Here is a 21,981-nt window from a genome sequence, read left to right as displayed (position 1 = left end):
GGATCGTAAAATCGACAGCCTAGACTGGATGTGGGGGCAAGATCGATCGGTTTTATCAACCAGATTTGATATTATTTATCGATAAATTTTACATAGGCTCGATCGCATCGAGATGTCTCTACATCCGTAACTGGCACATAGCCATTCGATTCGTATAATTTGACTGCTGCGGTTAAAACACTTGCCGTTTCGATCCGAATCTCTCGATATCCGCGATCGAATATCGTTCGTTCTAATTTGCATAACAAATACTTGCCTAAACCCTGTCCTCTGACTTTGGAATGTAGATACATTTTTCTAATTTCTACCGCCTGCTCGCCCAGGTTTTCTGGCTCAGAAGATTGAAAAAGACAGGGATAATAAGCACTCGTCCCGATAATAATGCCGTTGTCTTCAATTACCCAAAATTCTCCACCGCGATCCAGATAATATTTTTCTACATCTATGACATCCCGATCTGCGCCATCTGGCTCCCAACCCAATCCATATTCCGCTAACGCATTTTTAATAACTTCTGCCGCCGCAATGCGATCGTCCGATTGCCAGTCTCTAATAATGTAATTTTGATATCGATCGATCCTCGATCTACTATTCACTATTCACTATCCACTATTCACTAAATTAACTATCCCCTATCCCCTAAATTAACTATGAATTCTTGGTTCGTGATAGAGAGTAGAAAGTAACTGACTTTCAAAGATGGCAAGTTCGGCAAGACGGGATTGGACGATTTCGCGATCGAAATAAGTATCTGCTAATAACCAATAAATCCCAAAATGACGCGCTTCCGATGCCATCAGGCTGCGGTAAAATGCAGCTAATTTTGGATCGGGGAGATGTGTACCGAGCAATCCCAATCGTTCGTGAGAGCGCGCTTCGATCAAGCCAGAGATTAGTAATGAATCTAGCAATCGGTGTGGTTCTTGGTGGCGAATTTGACTCATTAAGCCTTTGCCATAAGGCGGTGCATTGAGGGGAGCTAGCGGAATACCTCGCCGTTCGAGAATTTGATTGACTTGCTCGAAATGCTCCAATTCTTCTTGCGCGATCGCGGTGAGCTGCCGAACGAGTTTATGATTGGATGGATACCGGAACATCATGTTGACGGCGGTGCTGGCTGCTTTGCGCTCGCAATGCGAATGATCGAGCAAGATGGTATCGATATTACCTAGAGCCTGTTCGAGCCAAGCTGCTGAAGTAGGTTCGCACAAAGCATTAATCGTCGGGTTGGCAGTAGCAGTCATCAGCGAATACTAATAGTGTCGAGGGGAGATCGTCTTCTTTACTATACCAATCTAGGGATGAGATCGAATTGGCGATCGACACCCCAAAAATTGTGCAGTTAAAAAGGTATTTGGTCTATATCATTGGGTATGTTCAACGTCTGTTGCCAGTTGTTAGCAGAATGTAATTGCTCAATCGTTAGATTTCTAACTTCATAGAAGTTGGCTCTTTGGAGGTTTGCTCCTTCGAGATTTGCTCCTTCGAGATCTGCTCCTTCAAAGTTGGCTTTTGAGAGGTATGCTCCTGCAAAGTTAGCGTGTCCATGGCAGGCTTGGAGGTTGGCTTTTGAGAGATAGGCTCCTTTGAAGTTTGCTAGTAAAAGGATAGCTCCTTCGAGGTTTGCTCCTTCAAGGTTTGCTCCTTCGAGGTTTGCTCTTATGAGGATAGCTCCTTCGAGGTTGGCTCTTACAAGGTTGATTCCTTCAAGGTTGGCTATCATAAGGTTGGCTCCTTGGAGGTTAGCTCTTTTGAGGTTAGCTTTTTTAAGGTTGGCTCCTTGGAGGTTGGCTCCTTCGAGATCTGCTCCTTCAAGGTTGGCTCCTTGGAGGTTAGCTCTTTTGAGGTTGGCTCGTATAAGGTTAGTTTGAGCTAGATCTATCAAGCTCAAGGGAATATCTCGATCTATATTTCGGTTACCAATAACATTTAAAGCCTCCTGTATGTCAGACTCGATCTCGCCCTGCTTATCTTCAGGAGAATTAGTACGAATAAAAGTAGCTAGAGCTTGCATAATTTCCCAATGAAGCTCTGGATTGACTTCAATTGCACTTTGTAACTCATATATTGCCCAAATTCTCTCTTTTTCTTCAGGATGCTGCAAGATTTTGAGCAATTTATCTACATCTCTTTCTGACTGAATCTGGCTAGCGATTGCCACAGGTACATCGTTTGGTTGCCGCAATCGCTGACGGATGAGTATGGCTTCGTCTAGGCTATGCGTTCCCTTATCGGTAGTTTGATAATATTTCCGGCGCGCTCCTTTACGCTCGTTCTCCTCTTCCCAACGGGAGGTAATATAGCCCTTTTTCTCTAAGCGGTTTAAATATGGGTAGAGAGATCCATAGTTTAGTTGAACCTTGTCTTCGCTAGCTTTGGCGATGCTGGTAGCTATTTCTAGTCCATAAATTTCCGACTTACCCGCAATCGCTAGTAAAATCAGTTCCTCTAGTTTGAGAAAGTCCGCGCCTTCCATTGCGTAAGTTATATTAGATTCTCAATAATTATATCAAAGATTATAAATATCGAGTATTTAATGATTTAGTCTGGGTGAGATGGGGTTATTTAGAGAGCCATAACAGGAAAGTGTCACTAAATAAGGCTTTTAAAGCTCGATTTAATTTGCTCTACTCTTGAAAGTGTTTGTTCGATGGTAAATATATATTAATTAAATAATATAGTCATGCTCGACTATCTATTATTTCTCTGATACTATTGTCAATATAAGTTGTAAACACCTGTTGACAATATAAGTTTGTGAAATCACAAAGAGATTTAGGATTTCACAAAAAACCGCATTCCTGCCAGAATACGGCTTAAGTAAGAAAAATATAGATTGTTTATGGCTCTACATACCGTGGAAGTATGCGAGAACCAAGAACGCGTAGCCTAGAAATAGGAAAACGTGTCCTGTAATATCAAAATACATAAAACTCACCTCCTTGGCCATGACTGAGGGGGAGTTTGTCATGAAAATGCCTTGTCCAGATTTTAACACGGATTTTTCGGTACAACACTCTGAAAAAAATAATTTATGGCAACAAATACTCAACTGGTAAATTCGATAATTGAGTTAATTGAATCCTTGCCCCAAGCAGAGCAGAATTTACTCACGCAGCGATTATTTTTTGATTCTGCGGTGACGACGCAACTATCTGGTGAAGAAAAAGCGACAGAAAATCTGAACTATCCTTCAGTTCGAGAGATTGCCAATCTAGCACAGATGGGTGGATCTTTTGATTTTCTGGAGAACGAACCCGATCTATATACGATAGAAGATGGGGAACCAGTATCATGAATTTAGCCAAAGGCGATGTGGTATTGGTTCCTTTTCCATTTACAGATCTAAGCCAAACAAAACTCCGCCCAGCAATCGTTCTATACGTGCAGCCAGAAGGGGAAGACATTACTCTCTGCTTTATTTCCTCTCAAAATCTGGAGCGAGTGAGTAGAGACGAACTAATCATCGATCCAGAGCATCCAGAGTTCGCACAAACGGGATTAAAATCTAAATCTAAAGTACGAGTTAGTCGGATTGTAACATTAGAAAAACAATTAATTAAAAGAAAACTGGGCAGCTTGGGTTTGCAATTAATTGAAAATGTCGATCGAGTCTTGGTAGATGTATTCTTAATTAAATAATAGACTGGATTAAAGATATTATCTTTGGTGCGTTACTCTCCGGGATAACACACCCTACAATTTGCCCACCCTACCAAATTAATCAGTTTGTTTTAACGAACTTTTGCTCTTAGCCCGAACTTATAGTTCAGGGCGTTTTGGAAACTGAGCAAATCGATGATATAAATTTAAGATTTAGGTTCGATCGATCCTTACCCATTGACGTAAATCGACCTCAGCCGCTACTTCGTCTGTTTGAGCAACTTCTAAGAATTCATAGAGCTTTTCTTTCGATACCATCGGGAAAGTTGGGCTATAAGATAGTTCTAAATATCGATCGCCTTGAAGTTGATATATTCGCCATTCCTGCCCGTTATATCGCCAAAATTCTGGTACTCCTATTGCTGCATAGAGAGTTGGCTTATTAATATCGGTATGGGTGATATCGACTTCCACAACTAAGTCGGGCGGCGGATCGGTGGCTAGATCTACTTTACGCCCAGCGACAAGAGATTGATTTTGAATGTAGTAAGCGTTATCTGGCTCAGCACCGCGATCTAAATCCGATCGATCGAGTGTTGTCGAACCCATTGTCTTAACTTTTAATCCCAGTTCTACTACTAAAATGAGAATCATTCGTTCGATTAAACGACCGGAAAATTCATGCTCTTCTAATGGCATCGTAATTTCTAGAATTCCCCGATCGAATGTCAGCTTAGCAGAGCGTCGTTCGCCCAAAATACCTAGCAGTTGTTGATAACCTTGCCAGGTAATATTTTTAAAAACCACTCGGCGTTCGCCTACGAGTTGTGGTGCGACAGTGGGTATAAAAGCAACCATCGATTTTCCTCCTCTACTTTTAGCGCACAATTCTGGTTACTTAAGATAAGCGATCGTGACACCGCCGCCGCCATCTTTTTCGCCTGCTAATTCAAAACGCAAGACTTGCGGATGATGAGATAAGAATTCATGGACTCCTTCGCGGAGTTTGCCCGTACCTTTACCGTGAATCACCCACATAATACCCGATTGATACGCTCGACCGATCGCGCGTTCGATTTCAGTCTCGGCATTCATCACTCTTTGTCCGCGCACATCTACTGTATTTGTCGATGTGCGAATTGCCACTGGTGGGGCGGCGGGAGCCGCCGTACCGGGAACTTTAGCTCCAGATTTTTTTGGTGGTGGGGTGGCTTTTTCACCCGTCAAAGATTCGATGTCAGCTAGAGCGACATTCATTTTCATGATGCCGAATTTGACATTGAGATTGCCGTTATCGTCTACTTCGCTCAGGACTTCGGCTTTTTGCCCGATTTTGGGGATGCGGATGCGATCGCCAACCTTGGGATTAAAGCCTACAGGCGGCTTGGGGGTCGATTTGGCTGGCAGGCGACGGCTGGAGACGCCATCGAGTTCTGAGGTGGCTTGCTGGGCAGCCTGGGCAGTTTGGGGGCCTTGTTGGAGTTGGCGAATTACTTGGGCGATTTCGCCTTTGGCTTCGGCAATGGCGGCTTGAACGGCGCGTTCTTGATTTACCTTGAGTTCTTGTTCTCGTGCTTGCAATTGCGCGGCTTTTTGGGAAACTTCAAGATAGAATGCTTCGGCTTGTTTTAAGACATTAGCTGCTTCACTGGCTTTGGTTTCTTGAGTGCGCCGTTGTGCTTCGAGTCCAGCAATCACTTCGTTTACTTCTTGCGTCGCGCCCAAAATTACCTGAGATTTGGCATTCTCAATTACTTCGGGATTCAAGCCCAATCTTTGGGCGATCGACAGTGCGTTCGATCGACCGGGGATACCCCATAATAAGCGATAAGTTGGCGCGAGATTGACATCATCAAATTCGACAGAGGCATTTTCAAAGCGACTGTCTTGATATTTGAGAGCTTTTAACTCGCCATAGTGCGTACTCGCGATCGTCAGCATCGCTCGATCGGCTAAATATTGCAACAAGGCGATCGCCAGCGCACTCCCCTCAGCGGGATCGGTTCCGGCTCCGACTTCATCGAGGAGAATCAGGGAAGAAGGGGTGGATGGGTGGATGGGAGAGTGGCTAACTTGGAGATCGATAGTCTCCTCGTCGTCCCTCACGCTCCCCATCTCCTCGTCTCCCCCGCTTACACTGAGCGTAGTCGAAGTGCTCCCCGCTCCCCGCTCCCCGCCCTCTTCCCCAATCGCATCCAGAATCCGCCCGATCCGGCGAATATGTCCCGAAAAAGTAGAGAGACTTTGTTGCAGAGATTGTTCGTCGCCGATGTCGGCGAGAATGAGGTCGAACCAAGGGATCTCGACTGGCTCGCGGGCGGGGATAAATAGCCCCACCTTGGCCATTAAGGCGACGATCGCGAGGGTTTTGAGGGTAACGGTTTTACCGCCCGTGTTGGGTCCTGTAATGGTGACTACACGGATGTCTGGACGGATCGATAAGTCGATCGGCACGACGGGAGAGCCTTCTTCGTGACGGTGTTTCCAGATCAGTAAGGGGTGGCGGAGTTGGCGCAGGGTGATATATTCGCTGGCGGCGCGATCGACAAATCTAGGCGGATTAGCTTCCAACCACAGGCTGTATCTCGCTTTGGCTGTAGCGAGATCGATCGTGGTGGCGACTACGAGCAAATGTTCGAGATCTTCGACGACTTCAGTGACTTTGGCAGTTAGAGCCATCAGTACGGCTTCGATCTCCCGCTGTTCTTGGCGTTGGAGTTGGCGGAGTTGATTGCCGAGATTGATAATTTGCTGGGGTTCGACATATAGAGTCGAGCCGCTGCCAGAGCTATCATGAACTACACCAGGAATGGCATCTTTATGAGACGCTTTAACGGGGATGACAAATCGATCGCCCCGTTGGGTGATTAGTGGCTGTTGAATGGCATTAGATTGACGCTGAATCAGGCTATTGAGAAACTTGTAAATGCGATCGCGCAAGCCTTTGAGCTGCACGCGGACTTGGGCTAATTTCTCACTCGATCGATCGGTGACGTCGCCACGATCGTCGATACAGTGATAAATATCTTGCTCTAACTCTGGATACGTCCGCACGTCTGCGACTAATCCCTGAAGCACGGGGATATTCTCTTCACTGTCGATCGTGCGGCGTAACTTCCGCATTCCTGCTAGAGTTGTCGCGATCTCGTGTAACTCCTTCCCCGACAGCATTCCCTGGACGGCGGCGCGTTCGAGAGCATCGCCAAAATCTTCGATCCCATCTAGCGACAATCCACCTGTCAAGCGAGTTTCTAAGTCATACACCTCTTTGGTTTGAGCGAGGAGATTCAGACTGACACTCGGACTTTGGGGAATTACCAAATTTCTCGCGGCGATCGTACCCAACTTCGTGGCTGCAAATGTCGCTACCTGCTGACACAATCGCGACCACTCTAATAACTCTAACGTCTCTGCCTGAATCGTCACTTTACACTTGATTGCATTTATAACTATTATAGATCCTGCTAATTAGAGATTTACGGCTCTCCAGCATTTATGACGTTAATGGGATGACAATCGATGAATGTTGAAATGAGAAAAAAATTTATCGAAATAACCCGTCGCCGGATTTCCCCAGGTGCTGGCAGTACCGTTGCATTCCTAAAGACTCGAACTTGGACTCATCCAGTGACTAATTTAAGCAAGCTAATTACCGTACCTTACGTTATTGTTGGTGGCGTGGCAACTCGACTCTACATGCCAGAAAGATTTACCCTAGATCTCGATATCCTCATTCATACCGATCGATCGACCCAACTCTACACCGACCTCGCCACCAAAGCTACACAAATCGGCGAACTCAGCATTGGCGGTACATCTTGGGAATTGCCAGACAAAACAGTCCTAGATATCCTCACCAGCGATCGACCTTGGGTCGAACTAGCTCTCTCGCAACCTAAATTTAGCCCAGACGGTCAGCCAGTCATCGATCTACCCTACCTAATTTTGATGAAACTAGCAGCCAGTAGAACGACTGACATTAGTGATATCAGTCGGATGCTAGGACAGGCTGACGAATCAGATTTAGCTCGAGTCAGAGATATAATTAAGACTTACGATCGCAACAGTATTGAAGATCTAGAAAGCTTAATTCAATTGGGCAAACTGGAAATGAGCTAAAGCTGTTACGATTTACCAGCTCGAACTAATTTCTGGATACCGCATCTTCACATACTCGCCGATCGATTCTGGTACAGAGAATTCACCATCTTTAGCATCGATTAAATATCGACATACTAATTTATCTAAAGTCCTAATAATATCTGTCTCGACGATCGACGATCCCAGATCCGTGACGATCCGATCGAGCGATCGCGGCTCTTGTTGACGAGATAAATATGCTAAAAAGGCAATCTCTGACTGCAATAAATGATTTAGTTGCTCTGACAATATGCTCTCAATTCGAGAATACACCAAAATATTGGCAGCTAAAAATTTACTAATATCGCGATCGAATATATCTCTAATCGTATTGGCAATCAGCTTGAGTGCCTGGGGATTGCCGCGATATTTACTCACCAGGAGATCCCAGTCTGTAGACGTACCGACGAGTTCGCTATGTTCGAGCAGTCTTTGGCTAGATCGGCGATCGAGTCCAGCAATTTCGATCGCTCTAATACTGCTCCCAGACTCGATCTGTGGTGGCGATCGATCGACGATCGCAATGCAACAGCTCTGATGTTTTGCCCGATCGAATAGCTCTAGAAAGTTGAGATTTGCTGGGCGATCTTTTGACTCATTTAGGTCGTTAGCTTCCAAGAGCGAATCGGCGTTATCTAATACTAATAAACATCGCTGATTCTGTAAAATCAGCAATATTTTTTCAAACATTGTATGCAAATCTGACAATGTTTTAGCCGCTCTACTATCTAACGATCGAAGAACACTTACTAAAATATCGGTCAATGAGGAAGTTTTGTCAACCGAAATCCAGACCACTCGATCGAATTTTGGGACTAAATTTTCTAAAAATTGGGCGATAAAGTGTCGAACGATCGCCGTTTTACCGATGCTTTTCATTCCATACAACCAGATAAATTGATGGGTGCCTAGTTCGATCGTCGATTGGATCTGGTACAGTTCGGCAGTTCTCCCAAAGAATCGCGACTTGCCAACAGTTTCGACTGCTAGCGAGATCGTCCCAAGTAGTGACTCGGCATCTAGCGCGGTGAGGATCTGACGGACATTTTGTTTGCTAACTCTGAGATCGAGCAGTTGCGATAGATCTTGCCACAGTTGTGCTGCTCGATTTTTGACTGTTTGCTCTTGGTATGCTTGAATACTCTGATATGGCTGGTTTTCCCAGGCTACAGTCAAAATTTCTATTTCGATCGGATCTAGTCTACGACCGCGTTGCTCGATCGAAATCCGATCGAGAATGATAAATGCTTGGGCGAGTTTCACCTTGATGTTCGAGCTACTTAATTAAGACAGTGTAGGATCGATCTAACTACCTCAGATTCAGCAACATCGAGTAAGTCAAATTGAAAATTCTGCATCTCAAAAGTACTTTTAAGTACTATACTCTTAGAGTGCTACGGATAGATTGCCATCGATTATGCACTCGATCTCCCGATACTGAGGGGATCGCCCGATTTATTATCTGCTAGCAATCGATCGGCGGCAATGCCGAGATTTTGCCAATCTAAATAGGAAAACACAAACCTTTTGTAACGAAAGCTACTGCAAAGCTCATACAAAGTACTGAGAAGAAGGCAGAAATCTCCGCCAAATCTTTAATAAATACTGAAATTTGCTACATAGAGTACTTTTCAGTACTGACATTTTCTCGATCGTAGAAGTATTATGTTGGATGTCAGTTGTCGATCTGAGTCCAACCTAGCTATACAAGAGGTATTCAGCCTGTTTGGAGCAAAGGTGAGGCAGCGATCGACAAAAGCGGTTTCGATCGAAGGGCGGTCTCGCACTCCGATGGTTGCCAATTCTCTCGCTGACACACGATCTCAAAAACATTGAATTTCTATTGTATCAATAACTCACCTTGAGTAACAACTCTATAGGTTTGTTGCATTGTTACAAAACTTCTTTCTGGCTTCATCGCCCACACTCAGCTATGTATCGGTCGCAATTTATCCAATTTGTTGCTGTTGCTAGTTGGTTGTGGATGAGTCAAGAAAATATCGCTCGATCCGAACAGTTTGGGTTAATCGCCCAAAATGGCAATGACAACACCTGTCAAATCGATCGGTTCATCGCTGAGGAACTATTACCTAATTCCAATCCGGCAACGGGTTTGAGGGGTTTAGCTTCGATCGCTGTCAGTTGTCGGGGCAATGCTTCTGGCAATTTGCTACTGACGCTGAATCCATCCGTCGTTTACAACGGTGGGGCGAAGATGCAGTTTGTGAGTCAGTCTGGGGTGCTAGCAGGTGCGACTACCAATCCCGCGACGAGTACGATTTCTGTACCGATTAGCTCCCAAGGCATTCAGTCAGGTAATGGTAGCATCCGAGTGGCGATCGTGGCACCGAGCGGCAAGTTGTTGAAGGCAGCAAGGGACTACAAGTTGGTCTTAACTGCTGTATTTAACTAGTTCCCAGGCATTGCCATCTAGTTCGGTGCTAGTAGTAACTCTCGTAGTTACGAAAATTCCTGCGACTATAGCTGTGAGGCTTGGTTGCAAAATGACTCTTATCGCTTGTCGATGGGGAGTTTCACCCGAACGAGAGCAACAAATATATGCGTCCAGCAAAATTATTAACTTTGTCTGCTGTTGTGGGTTTAACAACGATTTGTTACGGGAACGTGGCTCAAGCTGCGCCTACTCCTGTTAACTTCTCTGGTTCGGTTGCTGCTTCTTGCACGATCGATAGCGTTACTGATGGAAGTCTAAGTGAAGAACTTAGCAATTTCCCCGCTATTGCGTTGGTGGCTACTGGTGGCGATCGAGGTATCGTTCAAGTCAAATGCAACACTGCGACTGGTGTTCTTACCCTAGCAATTAATAGTGGCAGCACTAAAGTTTATAACGGTACTGCCAAGATTAGATTTAATGGTGGTGGTGGCGTATTTGGCACAGCCAATCTGCCTGCTACAGTTCCATCAATAAATCCGATCGTAGTTAGTTTACCTACTGTTACTAACGCTAGTGGTGATATTGGTCGAATTCAGGTGCGAGTTGATGCGCCATTAGGAAAGCTCTTGAAAACGGCTAATGACTACCTTGTTGTAGTTGATGCCACGATCGTTCCTTAGTAATCGATCTGTCGTTAAATCTGCATTCATAACTCTAGATTTTTTCACACATTATCCATACAGGAAATAGTCTCATCATGAAAAAGTTTCTAACTATCGCGGCTGTTGCTGGTGTACTTTCTACTTTCGCTGGTTCCGCTCAAGCTCAGACTGTTAGCTTTGGTGGTAGTGTAGCTCCATCTTGTACTTTTACCAAGGTAATTGATGGCTCACTGACTAATGCGACTGGTGCCGTTACATCTATCTCTACTATAACACCAGGTCAAATCAACGTTATTTGTAATTCAGACACTAGTACTCTCAATCTTATCACGGTAGCTCCAACCGTTACATTTACAGGTACTGGTACTATTCAAACTGGTACAACTACTAAAGTTGGATTCACCAGTGGTGGTAATGGTATTTATGCAGGTTTAGCTGCTTACAACTCAACAACTCCTGTTACAGCTACTGTTAGTGCTGGAGATGTTACCAAAGCTGCTGGAGATGATGCTTTTATTGCATCTGAAGTCAACGCGCCAGCCACTAAATTATTAAAAGCAGGTGCTTACTCAGTAGTAGTTACTCCTACTTTAACTCCCTAATCGAACTCAATTCGATGGCTAATTAATTAGCTCTATCAAGCACAGTCAGAATACCAGAAATGGTTTTGACTGTGCTTGTTTGACAATCAGCTAAAAAGTAAATGGTTTTTGAATAACTTAGTAATTACTATATTATTTACAATAAGATAAAATCAAAATAATATAATTTCCAATATATGAATAAAATATATAAGATCGTATCGATCGTTAGTGGTTTGACTGTTTTTGCTTTATCCGCTAAGGCGATCGCTCAATCTATATCAATTACTGTATCCCCATTAGTAACGATAGCCCAACTTAAAGGTGCCCAAGCTAGAGCAAGTTTCTCTGTAACTAATTCAGGGAATACGCCCTTACGTGCGCGAATTTATGCAGAGGATTTTGATTACGATCGAGAGACTGGATTCAAGAGAATTGCGACTCATCCGAATAGTGCCAATCCCTATCTCCAATTCTCGCCTAAAGAAGTAGTAGTCGCACCTGGAGTAACTAGAGATGTGCGAATAAATATCACGATTCCACCGAGTAAACCGGATGGAGAATATCGAGTATCAGTATTTACCCAAGATCTGACCGAACGGAAAGTTACCGATCCCAAAACAAAATACATTACTATCATCAGACCGCAAATTGGTTCGATCTTTTTTATCTCGAAAGGTAGTGGTACGGCTAAATTAAGTGGGGCAAGTGTAAACTGGAATTCTGAAACCCAGAAGCCGCGATTGTTACTCAAGAATGAAGGTCAAGCATCGGCATATCCAGAAGTTGCCTGGTCATTGAAACAGGGCAATGTAGAGGTTACTAGTTATAAAATTCAGGGGATAGTTTTACAAGCAGGTAGAGAACGGGCAATCGATCTCAAAATGCCCACAGAAACTAAATTAGCACCTGGAAACTATGATTTGATAGGTGAAATTAGTAACAGTGATGGAAAAAAAGTGCCTTTCTCTCTACCTTTGACAGTACCTACTAAATAGTTGTCTAGTCGATGGGCGATTTAGTTTATTCTCGATCTTCACTCGAACATAGAGTGAATTTAAGCAATAATATCGATCTCTGACTCGGATTTTTAGTCATTTGGCAGCATCGGTGGATATTCTCATTCTGATATCATAATTTTTAATATTGGGACTAATAACTAATACCGTTTTTGTTAAGGTATTCGCGCCATCTTTTTCCCCTGTCTTGACACGCTTTCTCCGAAAGCCCCCTTTCCCAAGGGGGATTTAGGGGGATTCCATCAATCCAGCATCCACACACAATTTGTGAGCGCGTAATCCCTGAATCCCCCCAACCCCCCTTGGGAAGGGGGGCTAAATGCGCTCCGGAAGTCCCCCTTCCCAAGGGGGATTTAGGGGGATTCAGATCTCCAAACGCAGCCCACCAATGTCCAATCATTTTGAAACAAATAAATACTGCTAGATAATATCAAATGCCAACTTTAAGATAATGTCTGAATTTTGCAATGGTGAATCGTCATTTCACCATTTTTTTAAACACTGTCGATTTTTATCACAAACACTCATTCTCGCCAGTCAGCTAGTTATCCTCCTAGCTCCGATCGTCGCCGCCCAATCAACACCCGATCGACCCAAAGAAGAGATCGTTCAAAATAAACCCATCACACCCGCCGTCATTCCTGAAGGCGATCGAACATTACCTGTCGGTTTAAATATTAACGGGAAAAATGTCCTGCCCAGCATTAATGTCGTAGGTAAAGAAGATGGTGAAAAGGCGGTTAACTTTGAGGGGTGGTTGGTACCATTTGATGAAGTTATCGAAGCATTAAAGTTTAAGGTCAAAGAGCTACCAACCGGACAGATTGAAATTAGTTCGCCGATCTTTAAATATCTACTATCACCAGATAAAATCGGTAAAGATCGACAATTGGGTCGAACGATCGCGATTAGAGATTTGAACGCGATTCCAGGGCTGACCGCCAAATTCGATATCAATAAATACGCTATCGATTTATTAGTACCGACGATCGATCGAGATGGTGGTACGAGTATCGTAGAACAGCCGATCGTTGTCGATGGTTTACCTGTTGCTAGACCGATCGGTTGGGGCTTAGGGGCGATCCAGCAGCGCACGAACGTTTCCGGCCAATCTAGTTCTGGTGGCACCGCCCAAGGCGAATTAAAAGCCGTTGGGAACATCTTTGATGCCAACTGGTATATCAAGGTAGACCAACCTCAACTCGATCGACCTGGAAATTGGAATATTACCGATGGGGTCATCATTCGCCAACGCCCCCAATCGGATCTAGTCTTCGGTTCCCAGATCCCCTTCTGGCGGCGACAGAGCAGCGCGACTGGTACTTATTGGGGCGGTACGAGTATTTGGCGTGAGGGCTTTACCCCATCAGTGCAATTATTTGGTGCGGATTTCTCCGTCAACGATCGTTTACAATCTTCGCGAGTAGCTAGATCGATCGTCGGGCAAGCTGTCCCAGGGACGCTAGTACAGTTGGTACGCGGTTCGCAAATTACCCCACTCCAAGAGATCCTCGTCGATAGTTCGGGGATTTATCGCTTTGACAATATTATCGTCGGTAATGGAATCGACAGTATCTTCGGGCAAGATTATCGCGTACTGATCTATCCCAATGGTCTACTTACCGCCAATCCCGAAATTCGTCCCGCCCAATTTATTACTACACCAGGACAACTACCGACAGGTGGATCGGCATTGGTGGTGTCCGCAGGTGGCAATCGGATTGCAGCGGGAAATTTTGGTGATTTTGATGCAGTTCAGGGTGGCGTACTCTATCGGCGCGGTTTGAATGAGACGCTGACAGTCGGTGTGGGGACGGCGTTCGATCGCGAAGTATTAGGTGTAGCCGAGGTCTTTTGGCAACCGAATAATACACCGCTCCAGGTTGCCTTTTCAGCCACGACGGGCAAACAATGGGATATTTTGGGGCGGCTCGATTATCGTCCTTCTAATGATTTCTTTCTCACCGCCAATACCGACCAGTTTTCCTCTCGCGCCAATGCCAACTGGAAACTCAGTCCCACTTTTACGGCGACTAGTAACTTTGATAGTCAGCGCGGCTTGAGTGTCGGCGGACAATACAGTGCGACTGGGAGCAATAGCTCGACCTCGCTCAATGCTGAGATCGACAGCCAAGCGCGACTCAAACTCGGTGCCAGTCAACGCCTAGAGCGGTGGCAACTGAGCAGTCAAATCAATGAATCAGCCACAACCACGCAACTTGCCTACAACTTAGGCGGAAATTCCGATACTGGTAATGATATCGTCGCTACTTATCAAACCAATAGTCAAGCTACCGCCACTAGCAGCCCCTATTTTTCCAGCCTCGTCTGGCGATATCGATCGATCGACAAAACTGCCGATGGTCGTTCCGTCTGGCAATCCGAACTCGGCTACGGATTGAATAATTTGAGTAGCGGGGTAGTGGCTGGCTTAGACCTCAATGTAATTCCTGGCTTGCGCTTGCGTGGGAGTTATCGCGGCGCATCTGAAAATGGACGAGATAGTTATGCGATCGAACTGACGACTACCCTACTCACTAGTACGGGAATTCAAGGCACAAATACGGCAATTGATGAGTTACGCGCACTCGGACAAGTGGAACTCACCGCCTTTTACGATACAAATGGCAACAGTCGCCAAGATCCAGGGGAAGCCACTTACTACGATCCTTTATTATTTAAAATCAATGGCAAATCACTCAAATCCGTGCGGATTGCCAGCGCAACCGATAGCTTCGCCATGATTAAATTACCACCAGACAGTTATCGTGTAGATATCGATCCGGCAGGACATCCAGTCAATTATCGCAGCTCGATCGATGCTGTGCGCTTAGATGTAGCCGCTGGCAATATCACAAAGATTTCAGTTCCGTTAGTACCTGCCTACGTCTATACAGGCGTAGTTCAAGACAAAGCTGGTAAGCCTGTAATCGGTGGTAGAGTCGAAGCGACTGCCATGAAAAATGGAACGAAAATTAGTTCGATTACCAACGATGCAGGCGTTTATTACCTCGAAGGTTTAGAACAAGGCAAATACAAACTTACTATCAGCGACTTACCCGCGACCCCTGGTCATCTCAATATCACTGCTACATCCCAACCCTCGCAAGAACTCAACCTCACCGTCGATATTCCCACCGAAAATCCTCAACCACCAACCCCACCAACCCCACCAATCACCCCAACCACCAACCCACCTACATCTCGATCTAACCCCAATCTATTTAATAACTACACTTACATTGCCAACCCCGATCGGATTGGTAGCTCGATCGCGACGAGTATTCATCGATACTAAACTAATTAATTTGATTGAGCGATTGAATGGTAATTGCTATACAAAACCTAGATTTTTACTCAGCCATTTTGCTTAAGTTAGTAATATTTAAATTACGTATAGCGAGCTTTCAGTGCCAAATTTGGATTTTACTAAATCAATGATTTGGATTTATTTAATATTTGCATTCACTCAGCCCATTGTCAAAAGATTACATTTTGGCTTATAATTAGTAGTAAACCAAGTGGCTGATAAGATTTTTAACTCACACCTGGCATTTTTTATACGTTTACGACATTTCGCTCGGCTATGTATCGTAAGTACGCTCGACCTTTAACAACACTCGAAATTAATCAACTTAAATAGTCATGCTCCTAAAAGGTATCGATCTCAATGCCCTAATGTTCAGCCCAAACTTTGATGAATATCCAGATGAGCCAGAGCATGTCATCGCACAAGAATTTAGATTTCCATTCCGAGTTTTTTTGGCGGGAATAATTGTGGGAGCGATCGTCTCAGGGACGATCGTTGGCAAAATCTATAGTTCGGGCAATTCAATTCAAATGGATCTATCTACATTGGCAATAAAAATCTGTAAACTTTTCTCTTAAACACAGCAGCAGAGTACTGCCCCAATGTGCATTTGCGAATCTGGCATTGCTGATTTGGGGTATGAATTGCCCCTACTCTAAATTTCAGAGATTGCGTAAGTGAATGAATCATACCTGCACTCAGCAACGCCCGAATCTTCACCAGCCGATCTCTTTTGCAACTGTTTTGGCGACAAGTGGCGCGATCTAGGTTCGCACCACTTGCCTCAGCTCAATCGCCTAAATATATCCCCAAACCGCGTGCGGTTTTGACAAGGGTACTTTGCGGATTGACGGCACAGTATTGAGAGATTGCTTCCTCGATCGGGACACTAATCACTTCGCGACGTTGCCATGCTACCATCCGATCGAATTTCTCTTCAGCAATCAGATCTACCGCAGCTACCCCAAACGCCGATGCAATCAGTCGATCGAGTGGTGAAGGCATTCCCCCGCGTTGGGTGTGTCCGAGTGTCGTGACGCGCGTTTCTGCTCCACTTGCCGCCGCAATTTTGGTAGCTAAATAGTGACCGATCCCACCATAGCGATTGGTATCTACCTGGACGATTTCACCGCATTCGGTTTTCACCGCTTCAGAGACGATAATCAGCGAATAATTCTTACCCTCAAGTTGACGCAGCCGAATCCGCTCGCACAAATTAGCGATCGTGTAAGGAATTTCGGGAATTAAAATTACATCCGCACCGCCAGCAATTCCGGCACTAATGGCGATATGTCCCGCATCGCGTCCCATTACTTCCAAAATCATCGCTCGCGAGTGACTGGCGGCGGTGAAATGTAATCTGTCGAGAGCTTCTGTCGCAATATTGACGGCGGTATCAAATCCGATCGAGTGTTCTGTTACGCCAACATCATTATCGATCGTCTTCGGGATCGCGACAAAGTTCATGCCACCTTGTTGGCAGATTTTTCGTAAGATTGCCAGACTACCATCGCCACCAATCCCGACGATCGCATCTAGCCCTAGCTGATGATAGCCTTCAATAATTTCTGGCGAGCGATCGAGTAATTCGCCATTTTCCATCGGGAAGGCAAAAGGATTCCCCTTATTGGTAGTACCCAAATAAGTACCGCCCATCACCAGCAATCGATCGACCAATGGTATCGTCAATTTTACCGCACCGATCGGGCGTTCCATCAAGCCCTGAGTGGCACGAAAAATCCCAATTGGTTCCCAATTATAAGTATCGATCGCCCGATGGACGACAGCCCGAATTGCGGCATTCAATCCAGCACAATCACCGCCGCTGGTGAGGATGCCGATCCGTTTGTGGGAAGTCATGTCCGAGAGTGTGAGGAGAGAGTTTGTTGCAGCGCAACTTACCATCTATATCCGAGACTCGGTACCGATAAATAGTTTGTTAATGACTTTTAATCTTTCGGTACAATTCGATCGAATTAGGTCGTATTAGTTAATACTCGATCGCATCATTCGCGATTTACTTGCTTCGCACCAGCACCGCCCTCGATTGAAATCGAGGCTAATAGTCAAAGTCCTCTGAAGAGGACTGCCGGATTTTATTTAGTCCATTGAAATGGACTTTCGCTATCAGCCCGTTGGCGAAGCCGATCCGAAGGATACACTTGTAGTTTAGGGCGGTGCTGGCACAAAGCAAATATCTCAATCCGATTCTAAATGAACCTCGATCGAGCCAACATATCCTCAGTAATTTAGCATCTCAAATATCTCGATCCTTTATCCTCTAAATCAGTCTTTTCCAGTTTTAATAGTGCTGTTAGGCATAATTGTGTTGTAGTAAATGTTTCTCTCCATCCAAACTCCGTCCAAGTTGACTCCAGTAAAGTCAGCTTCAGTCAAGTTGCAACCCAGCATCCGAGTACAACCATCGAAAAAAGCATCAATTAATTTAGCGTTTGTCAAATTAGTCTCACACAAACTATTTTCGCTCAGGTTAGCCCCACTCAAATCAACACCACTCAGATTGGCACCATCCAAGTTGGACTGAGCTAGTCCCACATTTTTCAATTTAAGTAGGTAGGTGGGGAAAGAATCAACTGTATAAAGTTTGGTCAAGGAACTAGGGAGTTGCAAAATTTAAAGCGTTCGACGGTCTGACCAGCTAATTGAGGTCTGGCAGTGATAGTATCCATGACCGCATAAGCCAGATCTATTTCATGCTCAAACATACCGCTAACTAATCTGTTAGTGAGTACCTAACTGAATCATAGTACTATAACTAAATAGTGATTTAGTCATAAAATTATGAAGCTTCACCTCGATCTCAGCAGGATTAGATCGAGGATCTTAGCTGACAACGACTCCAGCGTTGTCGATCGGGGGATCGATGTGGAAATAGTATTGGAGAAAACTTTACATGAATCCAAAGCTGACTAAAATGAGAAATTAATTTTCTAAAAGTGCATTCCATTAATTGTAAAGATTTTCGTCAGTTTCAGTAGATTTACTGGATCGAACAAAGTCAGCACAAATGTATAGAATAATACGATTTTGAAATATTTACCACCTTTAAACGACCACAATCTGCCATATCCAGATACGATCCATCCGATCGTCGTCCATTTCGTAATTGCGATGATTTTATTTGCAATTTTATGCGATTTAATTGGTTATTTCAGCCATAATTATCGTCTGTATGAAGTCAGTTGGTGGAATTTATTCTTTGCAACAATTTCAATTTTTATAGCGATCGTGTTTGGGCAGATTGAAGCAGGACTTGCCGAAGCTTATACGGCAGTCGAATCAACCTTGAACCTACACACGATCTTTGGTTGGTCGCTTTCTGGCGTTATTTGTGCGGTGACGGCTTGGCGTTATGTGTTGAGATCGCGCGATCCCAAATCCTTACCCTTACCCTTTTTAGGTGTGGGGGTAGTTTTAGTGGGGTTGGTATGTTTCCAAACTTATTTGGGGGATTTGCTAGTGTGGGTGTATGGGCTGCATACAGTTACCGTAGTTGAAGCATTTCGGGAGGGTACTTTGCAATAATGAATTCTCCACTAATCGACCAACTTGGCAACCAATTGGGTGCGAATGGTTTACCCTACATTGTGCCCATTCATCCCAATCTAGTACATCTAACTCTAGGTTTATTTATCGTCGCGATCGGGTTCGATATTGTCGGCACCTTATTTCCCCTAGAGAAACCAATTTTTAAGTTTTTAGCGATCCCCGCCACTCAATCGAATTTCTATGATGTCGGTTGGTACAATATGCTCGCTGCCGCCGTAATTACCTTCTTTTTCGTTCACGGCACCTTGGGCGCACAATTAGCAGCAGATTTTGGCGTACATATTACCGTCGATCGATTATTGCGTCTGGGTCAAGATCCGAATCTAGTGTTGAAATAGCAGGTTGAGTTAACACAATGAATTTCCGCATGATTTCAATTATCGAAGCACACGATCTCTTAATTTATCGGTGGATCGACATCTTAAAAGAGGTCGAAAAATCTCTCGATGGTTTCCAGCGTGGTGTCTTGCACCCCAAGGGAGAAGTCCCCATCCAGGTGATGGCGCATCAGTGCGGGACTTGTGGTTTTGGCGACGATCCTCAAACCTCTGTTTTAGACCGTAATTGTCGCACTCATGACCTAGATAATCTCTATGTAGTCGATGGTAGTTTCTTCCCAGCCAATGCTAGTGTCAGCCCAGCATTAACGATTATGGCTAATGCCCTGCGGGTGGGAGAGCATCTAATCGATCGACTACAGTAAGTCCAAATCGATAGTTAGCTGTAGCGACCCACAATACTAAACGCTTGAGACCACAATCATCGCAATTTAAAGGAAATTGCCGGATTAATTGCTACGATCGTTTGAAAATCATGTTCTCTAAGAAATTGACATAATCAGTGAGAGAAATTACGATCCTCTTCGATAACTAAAATATTTTTCATGACTTTTAGAGAAATTTGCTTGGATCTCTATCGAACGAATTTTTATCTGCAAGGGTAAACAAGCTCTGTCAACTGTACCTAACTTTAGCCAGAGATTCCAGCTATTAGAGTGGGCACTACTTTTTGATGCAGATAGTTTGCATCAAAAATTACCGCTCGAAAGCAGTCAACGATCGGGTTTTAATCGGGCTTGTTGCGGGTCGAAACCAGCGGGGAACTGGGTTGTTTTGGGGTCGTAATTTGCAGCATCAAGCATGGTAGACTCCAAAATTGCCGCTTGCAGATCGGTACCAATTAACATCGCACCTCGAAGATCCGCTCCTGACAAATTGGCATTTGATAGGTAAGCGTAGCTCAAATCAGCACCACGCAAGTTCGCATGACTCAAATCGGCAGCATTCAGATCGGCATAGCTGAGATTGGCACCCTTCAAGTCCGCATGACTCAAATTAACAGTCATTAAGTTCGCGCCAGTAAAATTGCGGCGACCTGCTTTGTAGGCTTGCACGAGTGCTTCAGCCGTGACGATCTCTGATTTGAAATTTGATTCAGACATAAGTTTAATTAACCTCGATGGTCATAAATTTAGTCTATTAAAAGACGGGTGCGGTCATAATTCATTTTCGGGCACTTCCTGTTTAGCATCGATCGTTAGTCGCATATTTTCAATAATTAACTCACGCAAATCTTTCGACACTGGAATGACACTCCGCGCACCAAACCAGCGATCGAATGTTTGGACGTAGGGCTGCTTCCCTTTCAGAAAGCCCTGCATAAACCGGATTAAGGCATAGTTAGCAACATCTAAAAAAGTTGAGTTGTTTTCCGGCACCATACAAGCAATCCCTTCCTGAGAGAATAGTTTACTCACAATCTCAAATTTCTGCGTATTGGCGGTGCGTTGCAACCATGCCTCTAGTAAAATTCCATCATCGGCAAAAGCATCGATTTTATTTTCCCGTAAAGACTTGTAGCCCGCTGCGCGATCTTTAACTAACACAATTTGGGCTTTGGGCTGGAAGCGGCGAATCGATTGTTCGTTGGTTGTCCCAGCCAAAGCACCAATGCGCCTACCGGATAAGGCGGCTGCATCCCAGGACTGTTTTCCCCGCTGTCCCCGTCGGGTCAATAGTTGTGTGCCCGTGGTGCCATAACTAACGGTAAAATCTACATCTCGTTCGCGCTCCCAGGTAAAACTAGCCGCATCACAAACCATATCCACAGCACCACTTCTCAACTTCGGAATTCGATCTCCGGGGTCGAGGGGAATCAAATCGAGCTTGATGGGGCGTTTTAGCTCTTTCTCGACCTGTTTCTGGATCAGGATGGACATATCGATCGAGTATCCAGTCAGCCGTCCATTTTTGTCTGTGTAGGCAAAGGGAAACGCATCTTTACTAGTGCCCACGGTTAAAACACCTGTATTAACAACCTTTTCCAGCACAGAGTGGGCGATTGCTGGTTTTGAGAGCAGCAAGGTAGATAATACACTTAAGGTCACAAGCAAGTTTTGGTAGCGCACGATTCGATCGAGTGGAAGTAGGCATTAATCCTATCACTACCGTCGCGAACTCATTCGTTGTTTACGCAATTCTTAAAAAAATTTGGTGGCTAAGGATAAATTTACCATCGATCGTCAATTTTCTGAGCTTGTCACTAACGATCGTGATTTATAAATAGTAGTGTAGAAAACTTTTCATCAATCCAGAAATACTTAGAATGAAAGATTGGTTTGATAAAATTGCCTTCAAGTAATTTTAAAGATTTCTGTTCACCTCAGTAGTGTTACTGAATCAAGCGAACAGCGATTAACCTA

At 44.6% G+C, this 21,981-nt stretch carries 21 protein-coding genes and 1 pseudogene; 12 read left to right on the top strand and 10 right to left on the bottom strand.

All coding sequences use genetic code 11. The annotated features are described in order from the left end of the window. Window positions 1-71: 71 nt before the first annotated feature. The 3 genes from CHA6605_RS03180 to CHA6605_RS31195 all read right to left on the bottom strand — a co-directional run bounded on the left by CHA6605_RS03180 (window position 72) and on the right by CHA6605_RS31195 (window position 2,476). Complete coding sequence (locus CHA6605_RS03180; RefSeq protein ID WP_015158104.1) at window positions 72-596, bottom strand: GNAT family N-acetyltransferase; 525 nt, start codon at window positions 594-596, stop codon at window positions 72-74. A 48-nt stretch (window positions 597-644) separates the two neighbouring features. Continuing rightward, entirely contained in the window at window positions 645-1,244 is a 600-nt protein-coding gene (locus tag CHA6605_RS03175; protein WP_015158103.1) for a MiaE family protein, read from the bottom strand. A 98-nt stretch (window positions 1,245-1,342) separates the two neighbouring features. Continuing rightward, on the bottom strand, window positions 1,343-2,476 hold the full coding sequence (locus CHA6605_RS31195) for a pentapeptide repeat-containing protein (protein WP_015158102.1): 1,134 nt from the start codon (window positions 2,474-2,476) through the stop codon (window positions 1,343-1,345). Window positions 2,477-3,034: 558 nt separating this feature from the next. Here CHA6605_RS31195 and CHA6605_RS03165 point away from each other — a divergent pair. Together CHA6605_RS03165 and CHA6605_RS03160 are read left to right on the top strand one after the other, a co-directional pair. Next, complete coding sequence (locus CHA6605_RS03165) at window positions 3,035-3,298, top strand: hypothetical protein (RefSeq protein ID WP_015158101.1); 264 nt, start codon at window positions 3,035-3,037, stop codon at window positions 3,296-3,298. Continuing rightward, the gene (locus CHA6605_RS03160) at window positions 3,295-3,642 is read left to right on the top strand and encodes a type II toxin-antitoxin system PemK/MazF family toxin (RefSeq protein ID WP_015158100.1); all 348 of its coding nucleotides are present in this window, start codon (window positions 3,295-3,297) and stop codon (window positions 3,640-3,642) included. The genes CHA6605_RS03165 and CHA6605_RS03160 overlap by 4 nt, the downstream gene beginning before the upstream one ends. A 174-nt stretch (window positions 3,643-3,816) precedes the next feature. Here the strand turns inward: CHA6605_RS03160 and CHA6605_RS03155 are convergent, their stop codons facing one another. Both CHA6605_RS03155 and CHA6605_RS03150 read right to left on the bottom strand, forming a co-directional pair. After that, on the bottom strand, window positions 3,817-4,461 hold the full coding sequence (locus tag CHA6605_RS03155) for a Uma2 family endonuclease (protein ID WP_015158099.1): 645 nt from the start codon (window positions 4,459-4,461) through the stop codon (window positions 3,817-3,819). 36 nt (window positions 4,462-4,497) lie between these two features. Then, complete coding sequence (locus CHA6605_RS03150) at window positions 4,498-7,029, bottom strand: endonuclease MutS2 (protein ID WP_015158098.1); 2,532 nt, start codon at window positions 7,027-7,029, stop codon at window positions 4,498-4,500. Window positions 7,030-7,134: 105 nt separating this feature from the next. Between CHA6605_RS03150 and CHA6605_RS03145 the strand changes: the two genes are divergently transcribed. Continuing rightward, on the top strand, window positions 7,135-7,722 hold the full coding sequence (locus CHA6605_RS03145) for a hypothetical protein (RefSeq protein WP_232432171.1): 588 nt from the start codon (window positions 7,135-7,137) through the stop codon (window positions 7,720-7,722). 12 nt (window positions 7,723-7,734) lie between these two features. On the opposite strand, the gene CHA6605_RS03140 is transcribed toward CHA6605_RS03145, so the two are convergent. Continuing rightward, a complete protein-coding gene (locus tag CHA6605_RS03140) occupies window positions 7,735-9,006 on the bottom strand; it encodes a helix-turn-helix domain-containing protein (protein ID WP_015158096.1) in 1,272 nt (423 codons plus the stop codon). A gap of 670 nt (window positions 9,007-9,676) precedes the next feature. On the opposite strand from CHA6605_RS03140, the gene CHA6605_RS03135 reads away from it, so the two are divergent. The 6 genes from CHA6605_RS03135 (at window position 9,677) to CHA6605_RS03110 (ending at window position 16,288) form a co-directional block, all read left to right on the top strand. Next, window positions 9,677-10,156 (top strand): hypothetical protein, encoded by a 480-nt coding sequence (locus CHA6605_RS03135; protein ID WP_015158095.1) that lies wholly within the window; start codon window positions 9,677-9,679, stop codon window positions 10,154-10,156. A gap of 146 nt (window positions 10,157-10,302) precedes the next feature. Next, window positions 10,303-10,818 carry a hypothetical protein gene (locus CHA6605_RS03130; RefSeq protein ID WP_015158094.1) on the top strand — a complete coding sequence of 172 codons (516 nt, stop codon included), beginning with the start codon at window positions 10,303-10,305 and terminating at the stop codon, window positions 10,816-10,818. A gap of 77 nt (window positions 10,819-10,895) precedes the next feature. After that, window positions 10,896-11,402 (top strand): hypothetical protein, encoded by a 507-nt coding sequence (locus tag CHA6605_RS03125; RefSeq protein ID WP_015158093.1) that lies wholly within the window; start codon window positions 10,896-10,898, stop codon window positions 11,400-11,402. A 176-nt stretch (window positions 11,403-11,578) separates the two neighbouring features. Further along, the gene (locus CHA6605_RS03120; protein WP_015158092.1) at window positions 11,579-12,379 is read left to right on the top strand and encodes a fimbrial biogenesis chaperone; all 801 of its coding nucleotides are present in this window, start codon (window positions 11,579-11,581) and stop codon (window positions 12,377-12,379) included. Window positions 12,380-12,851: 472 nt separating this feature from the next. After that, a complete protein-coding gene (locus tag CHA6605_RS03115; protein WP_015158091.1) occupies window positions 12,852-15,698 on the top strand; it encodes a carboxypeptidase regulatory-like domain-containing protein in 2,847 nt (948 codons plus the stop codon). 347 nt (window positions 15,699-16,045) lie between these two features. After that, window positions 16,046-16,288: a hypothetical protein gene (locus CHA6605_RS03110; RefSeq protein WP_015158090.1), complete on the top strand. Its 243-nt coding sequence runs from the start codon at window positions 16,046-16,048 to the stop codon at window positions 16,286-16,288. Between the two features lie 211 nt (window positions 16,289-16,499). Here the strand turns inward: CHA6605_RS03110 and CHA6605_RS03105 are convergent, their stop codons facing one another. Both CHA6605_RS03105 and CHA6605_RS03100 read right to left on the bottom strand, forming a co-directional pair. After that, window positions 16,500-17,570, bottom strand: a complete 1,071-nt coding sequence (locus CHA6605_RS03105) for an ATP-dependent 6-phosphofructokinase (protein ID WP_041547500.1) — start codon at window positions 17,568-17,570, stop codon at window positions 16,500-16,502. Between the two features lie 426 nt (window positions 17,571-17,996). Continuing rightward, entirely contained in the window at window positions 17,997-18,323 is a 327-nt protein-coding gene (locus CHA6605_RS03100) for a pentapeptide repeat-containing protein (protein WP_157259747.1), read from the bottom strand. A 432-nt stretch (window positions 18,324-18,755) separates the two neighbouring features. Between CHA6605_RS03100 and CHA6605_RS03095 the strand changes: the two genes are divergently transcribed. From CHA6605_RS03095 to CHA6605_RS03085, 3 genes and pseudogenes are all read left to right on the top strand, one after another. Next, a complete protein-coding gene (locus CHA6605_RS03095; protein WP_041547493.1) occupies window positions 18,756-19,256 on the top strand; it encodes a DUF2231 domain-containing protein in 501 nt (166 codons plus the stop codon). Beyond that, on the top strand, window positions 19,256-19,618 hold the full coding sequence (locus tag CHA6605_RS03090) for a DUF2231 domain-containing protein (RefSeq protein WP_015158085.1): 363 nt from the start codon (window positions 19,256-19,258) through the stop codon (window positions 19,616-19,618). The genes CHA6605_RS03095 and CHA6605_RS03090 overlap by 1 nt, the downstream gene beginning before the upstream one ends. Before the next feature lie 41 nt (window positions 19,619-19,659). After that, window positions 19,660-19,983: pseudogene (locus CHA6605_RS03085) on the top strand (GMC family oxidoreductase); the annotation flags it as partial. Between the two features lie 348 nt (window positions 19,984-20,331). On the opposite strand, the gene CHA6605_RS03080 reads toward CHA6605_RS03085, so the two are convergent. Beyond that, window positions 20,332-20,721 (bottom strand): Alr5209 family pentapeptide repeat protein, encoded by a 390-nt coding sequence (locus CHA6605_RS03080; RefSeq protein WP_015158084.1) that lies wholly within the window; start codon window positions 20,719-20,721, stop codon window positions 20,332-20,334. Window positions 20,722-20,775: 54 nt separating this feature from the next. Next, the gene (locus CHA6605_RS03075; protein ID WP_232432170.1) at window positions 20,776-21,666 is read right to left on the bottom strand and encodes an amino acid ABC transporter substrate-binding protein; all 891 of its coding nucleotides are present in this window, start codon (window positions 21,664-21,666) and stop codon (window positions 20,776-20,778) included. Window positions 21,667-21,981: the final 315 nt, after the last annotated feature.

Origin of the sequence: Chamaesiphon minutus PCC 6605 (genome assembly GCF_000317145.1) — a bacterium.
GTDB lineage: Bacteria > Cyanobacteriota > Cyanobacteriia > Cyanobacteriales > Chamaesiphonaceae > Chamaesiphon > Chamaesiphon minutus.
The sequence above is the reverse complement of the archived record's forward strand: the minus strand, read 5'-3'. Positions and strand labels throughout refer to the sequence as shown.

Excerpts from the sequence above, each read along its gene's own strand:
- CHA6605_RS03145 (WP_232432171.1), top strand. The coding sequence starts at position 7,135 with ATGAGAAAAAAATTTATCGAAATAACCCGTCGCCGGATTTCCCCAGGT.
- CHA6605_RS03090 (WP_015158085.1), top strand. The coding sequence starts at position 19,256 with ATGAATTCTCCACTAATCGACCAACTTGGCAACCAATTGGGTGCGAAT.
- CHA6605_RS03120 (WP_015158092.1), top strand. The coding sequence starts at position 11,579 with ATGAATAAAATATATAAGATCGTATCGATCGTTAGTGGTTTGACTGTT.
- CHA6605_RS03125 (WP_015158093.1), top strand. The coding sequence starts at position 10,896 with ATGAAAAAGTTTCTAACTATCGCGGCTGTTGCTGGTGTACTTTCTACT.
- CHA6605_RS03135 (WP_015158095.1), top strand. The coding sequence starts at position 9,677 with ATGTATCGGTCGCAATTTATCCAATTTGTTGCTGTTGCTAGTTGGTTG.
- CHA6605_RS03080 (WP_015158084.1), bottom strand. The coding sequence starts at position 20,721 with ATGTCTGAATCAAATTTCAAATCAGAGATCGTCACGGCTGAAGCACTC.
- CHA6605_RS03165 (WP_015158101.1), top strand. The coding sequence starts at position 3,035 with ATGGCAACAAATACTCAACTGGTAAATTCGATAATTGAGTTAATTGAA.
- CHA6605_RS03155 (WP_015158099.1), bottom strand. The coding sequence starts at position 4,461 with ATGGTTGCTTTTATACCCACTGTCGCACCACAACTCGTAGGCGAACGC.
- CHA6605_RS03175 (WP_015158103.1), bottom strand. The coding sequence starts at position 1,244 with ATGACTGCTACTGCCAACCCGACGATTAATGCTTTGTGCGAACCTACT.
- CHA6605_RS03110 (WP_015158090.1), top strand. The coding sequence starts at position 16,046 with ATGCTCCTAAAAGGTATCGATCTCAATGCCCTAATGTTCAGCCCAAAC.
- CHA6605_RS03130 (WP_015158094.1), top strand. The coding sequence starts at position 10,303 with ATGCGTCCAGCAAAATTATTAACTTTGTCTGCTGTTGTGGGTTTAACA.
- CHA6605_RS03160 (WP_015158100.1), top strand. The coding sequence starts at position 3,295 with ATGAATTTAGCCAAAGGCGATGTGGTATTGGTTCCTTTTCCATTTACA.
- CHA6605_RS03105 (WP_041547500.1), bottom strand. The coding sequence starts at position 17,570 with ATGACTTCCCACAAACGGATCGGCATCCTCACCAGCGGCGGTGATTGT.
- CHA6605_RS31195 (WP_015158102.1), bottom strand. The coding sequence starts at position 2,476 with ATGGAAGGCGCGGACTTTCTCAAACTAGAGGAACTGATTTTACTAGCG.
- CHA6605_RS03115 (WP_015158091.1), top strand. The coding sequence starts at position 12,852 with ATGTCTGAATTTTGCAATGGTGAATCGTCATTTCACCATTTTTTTAAA.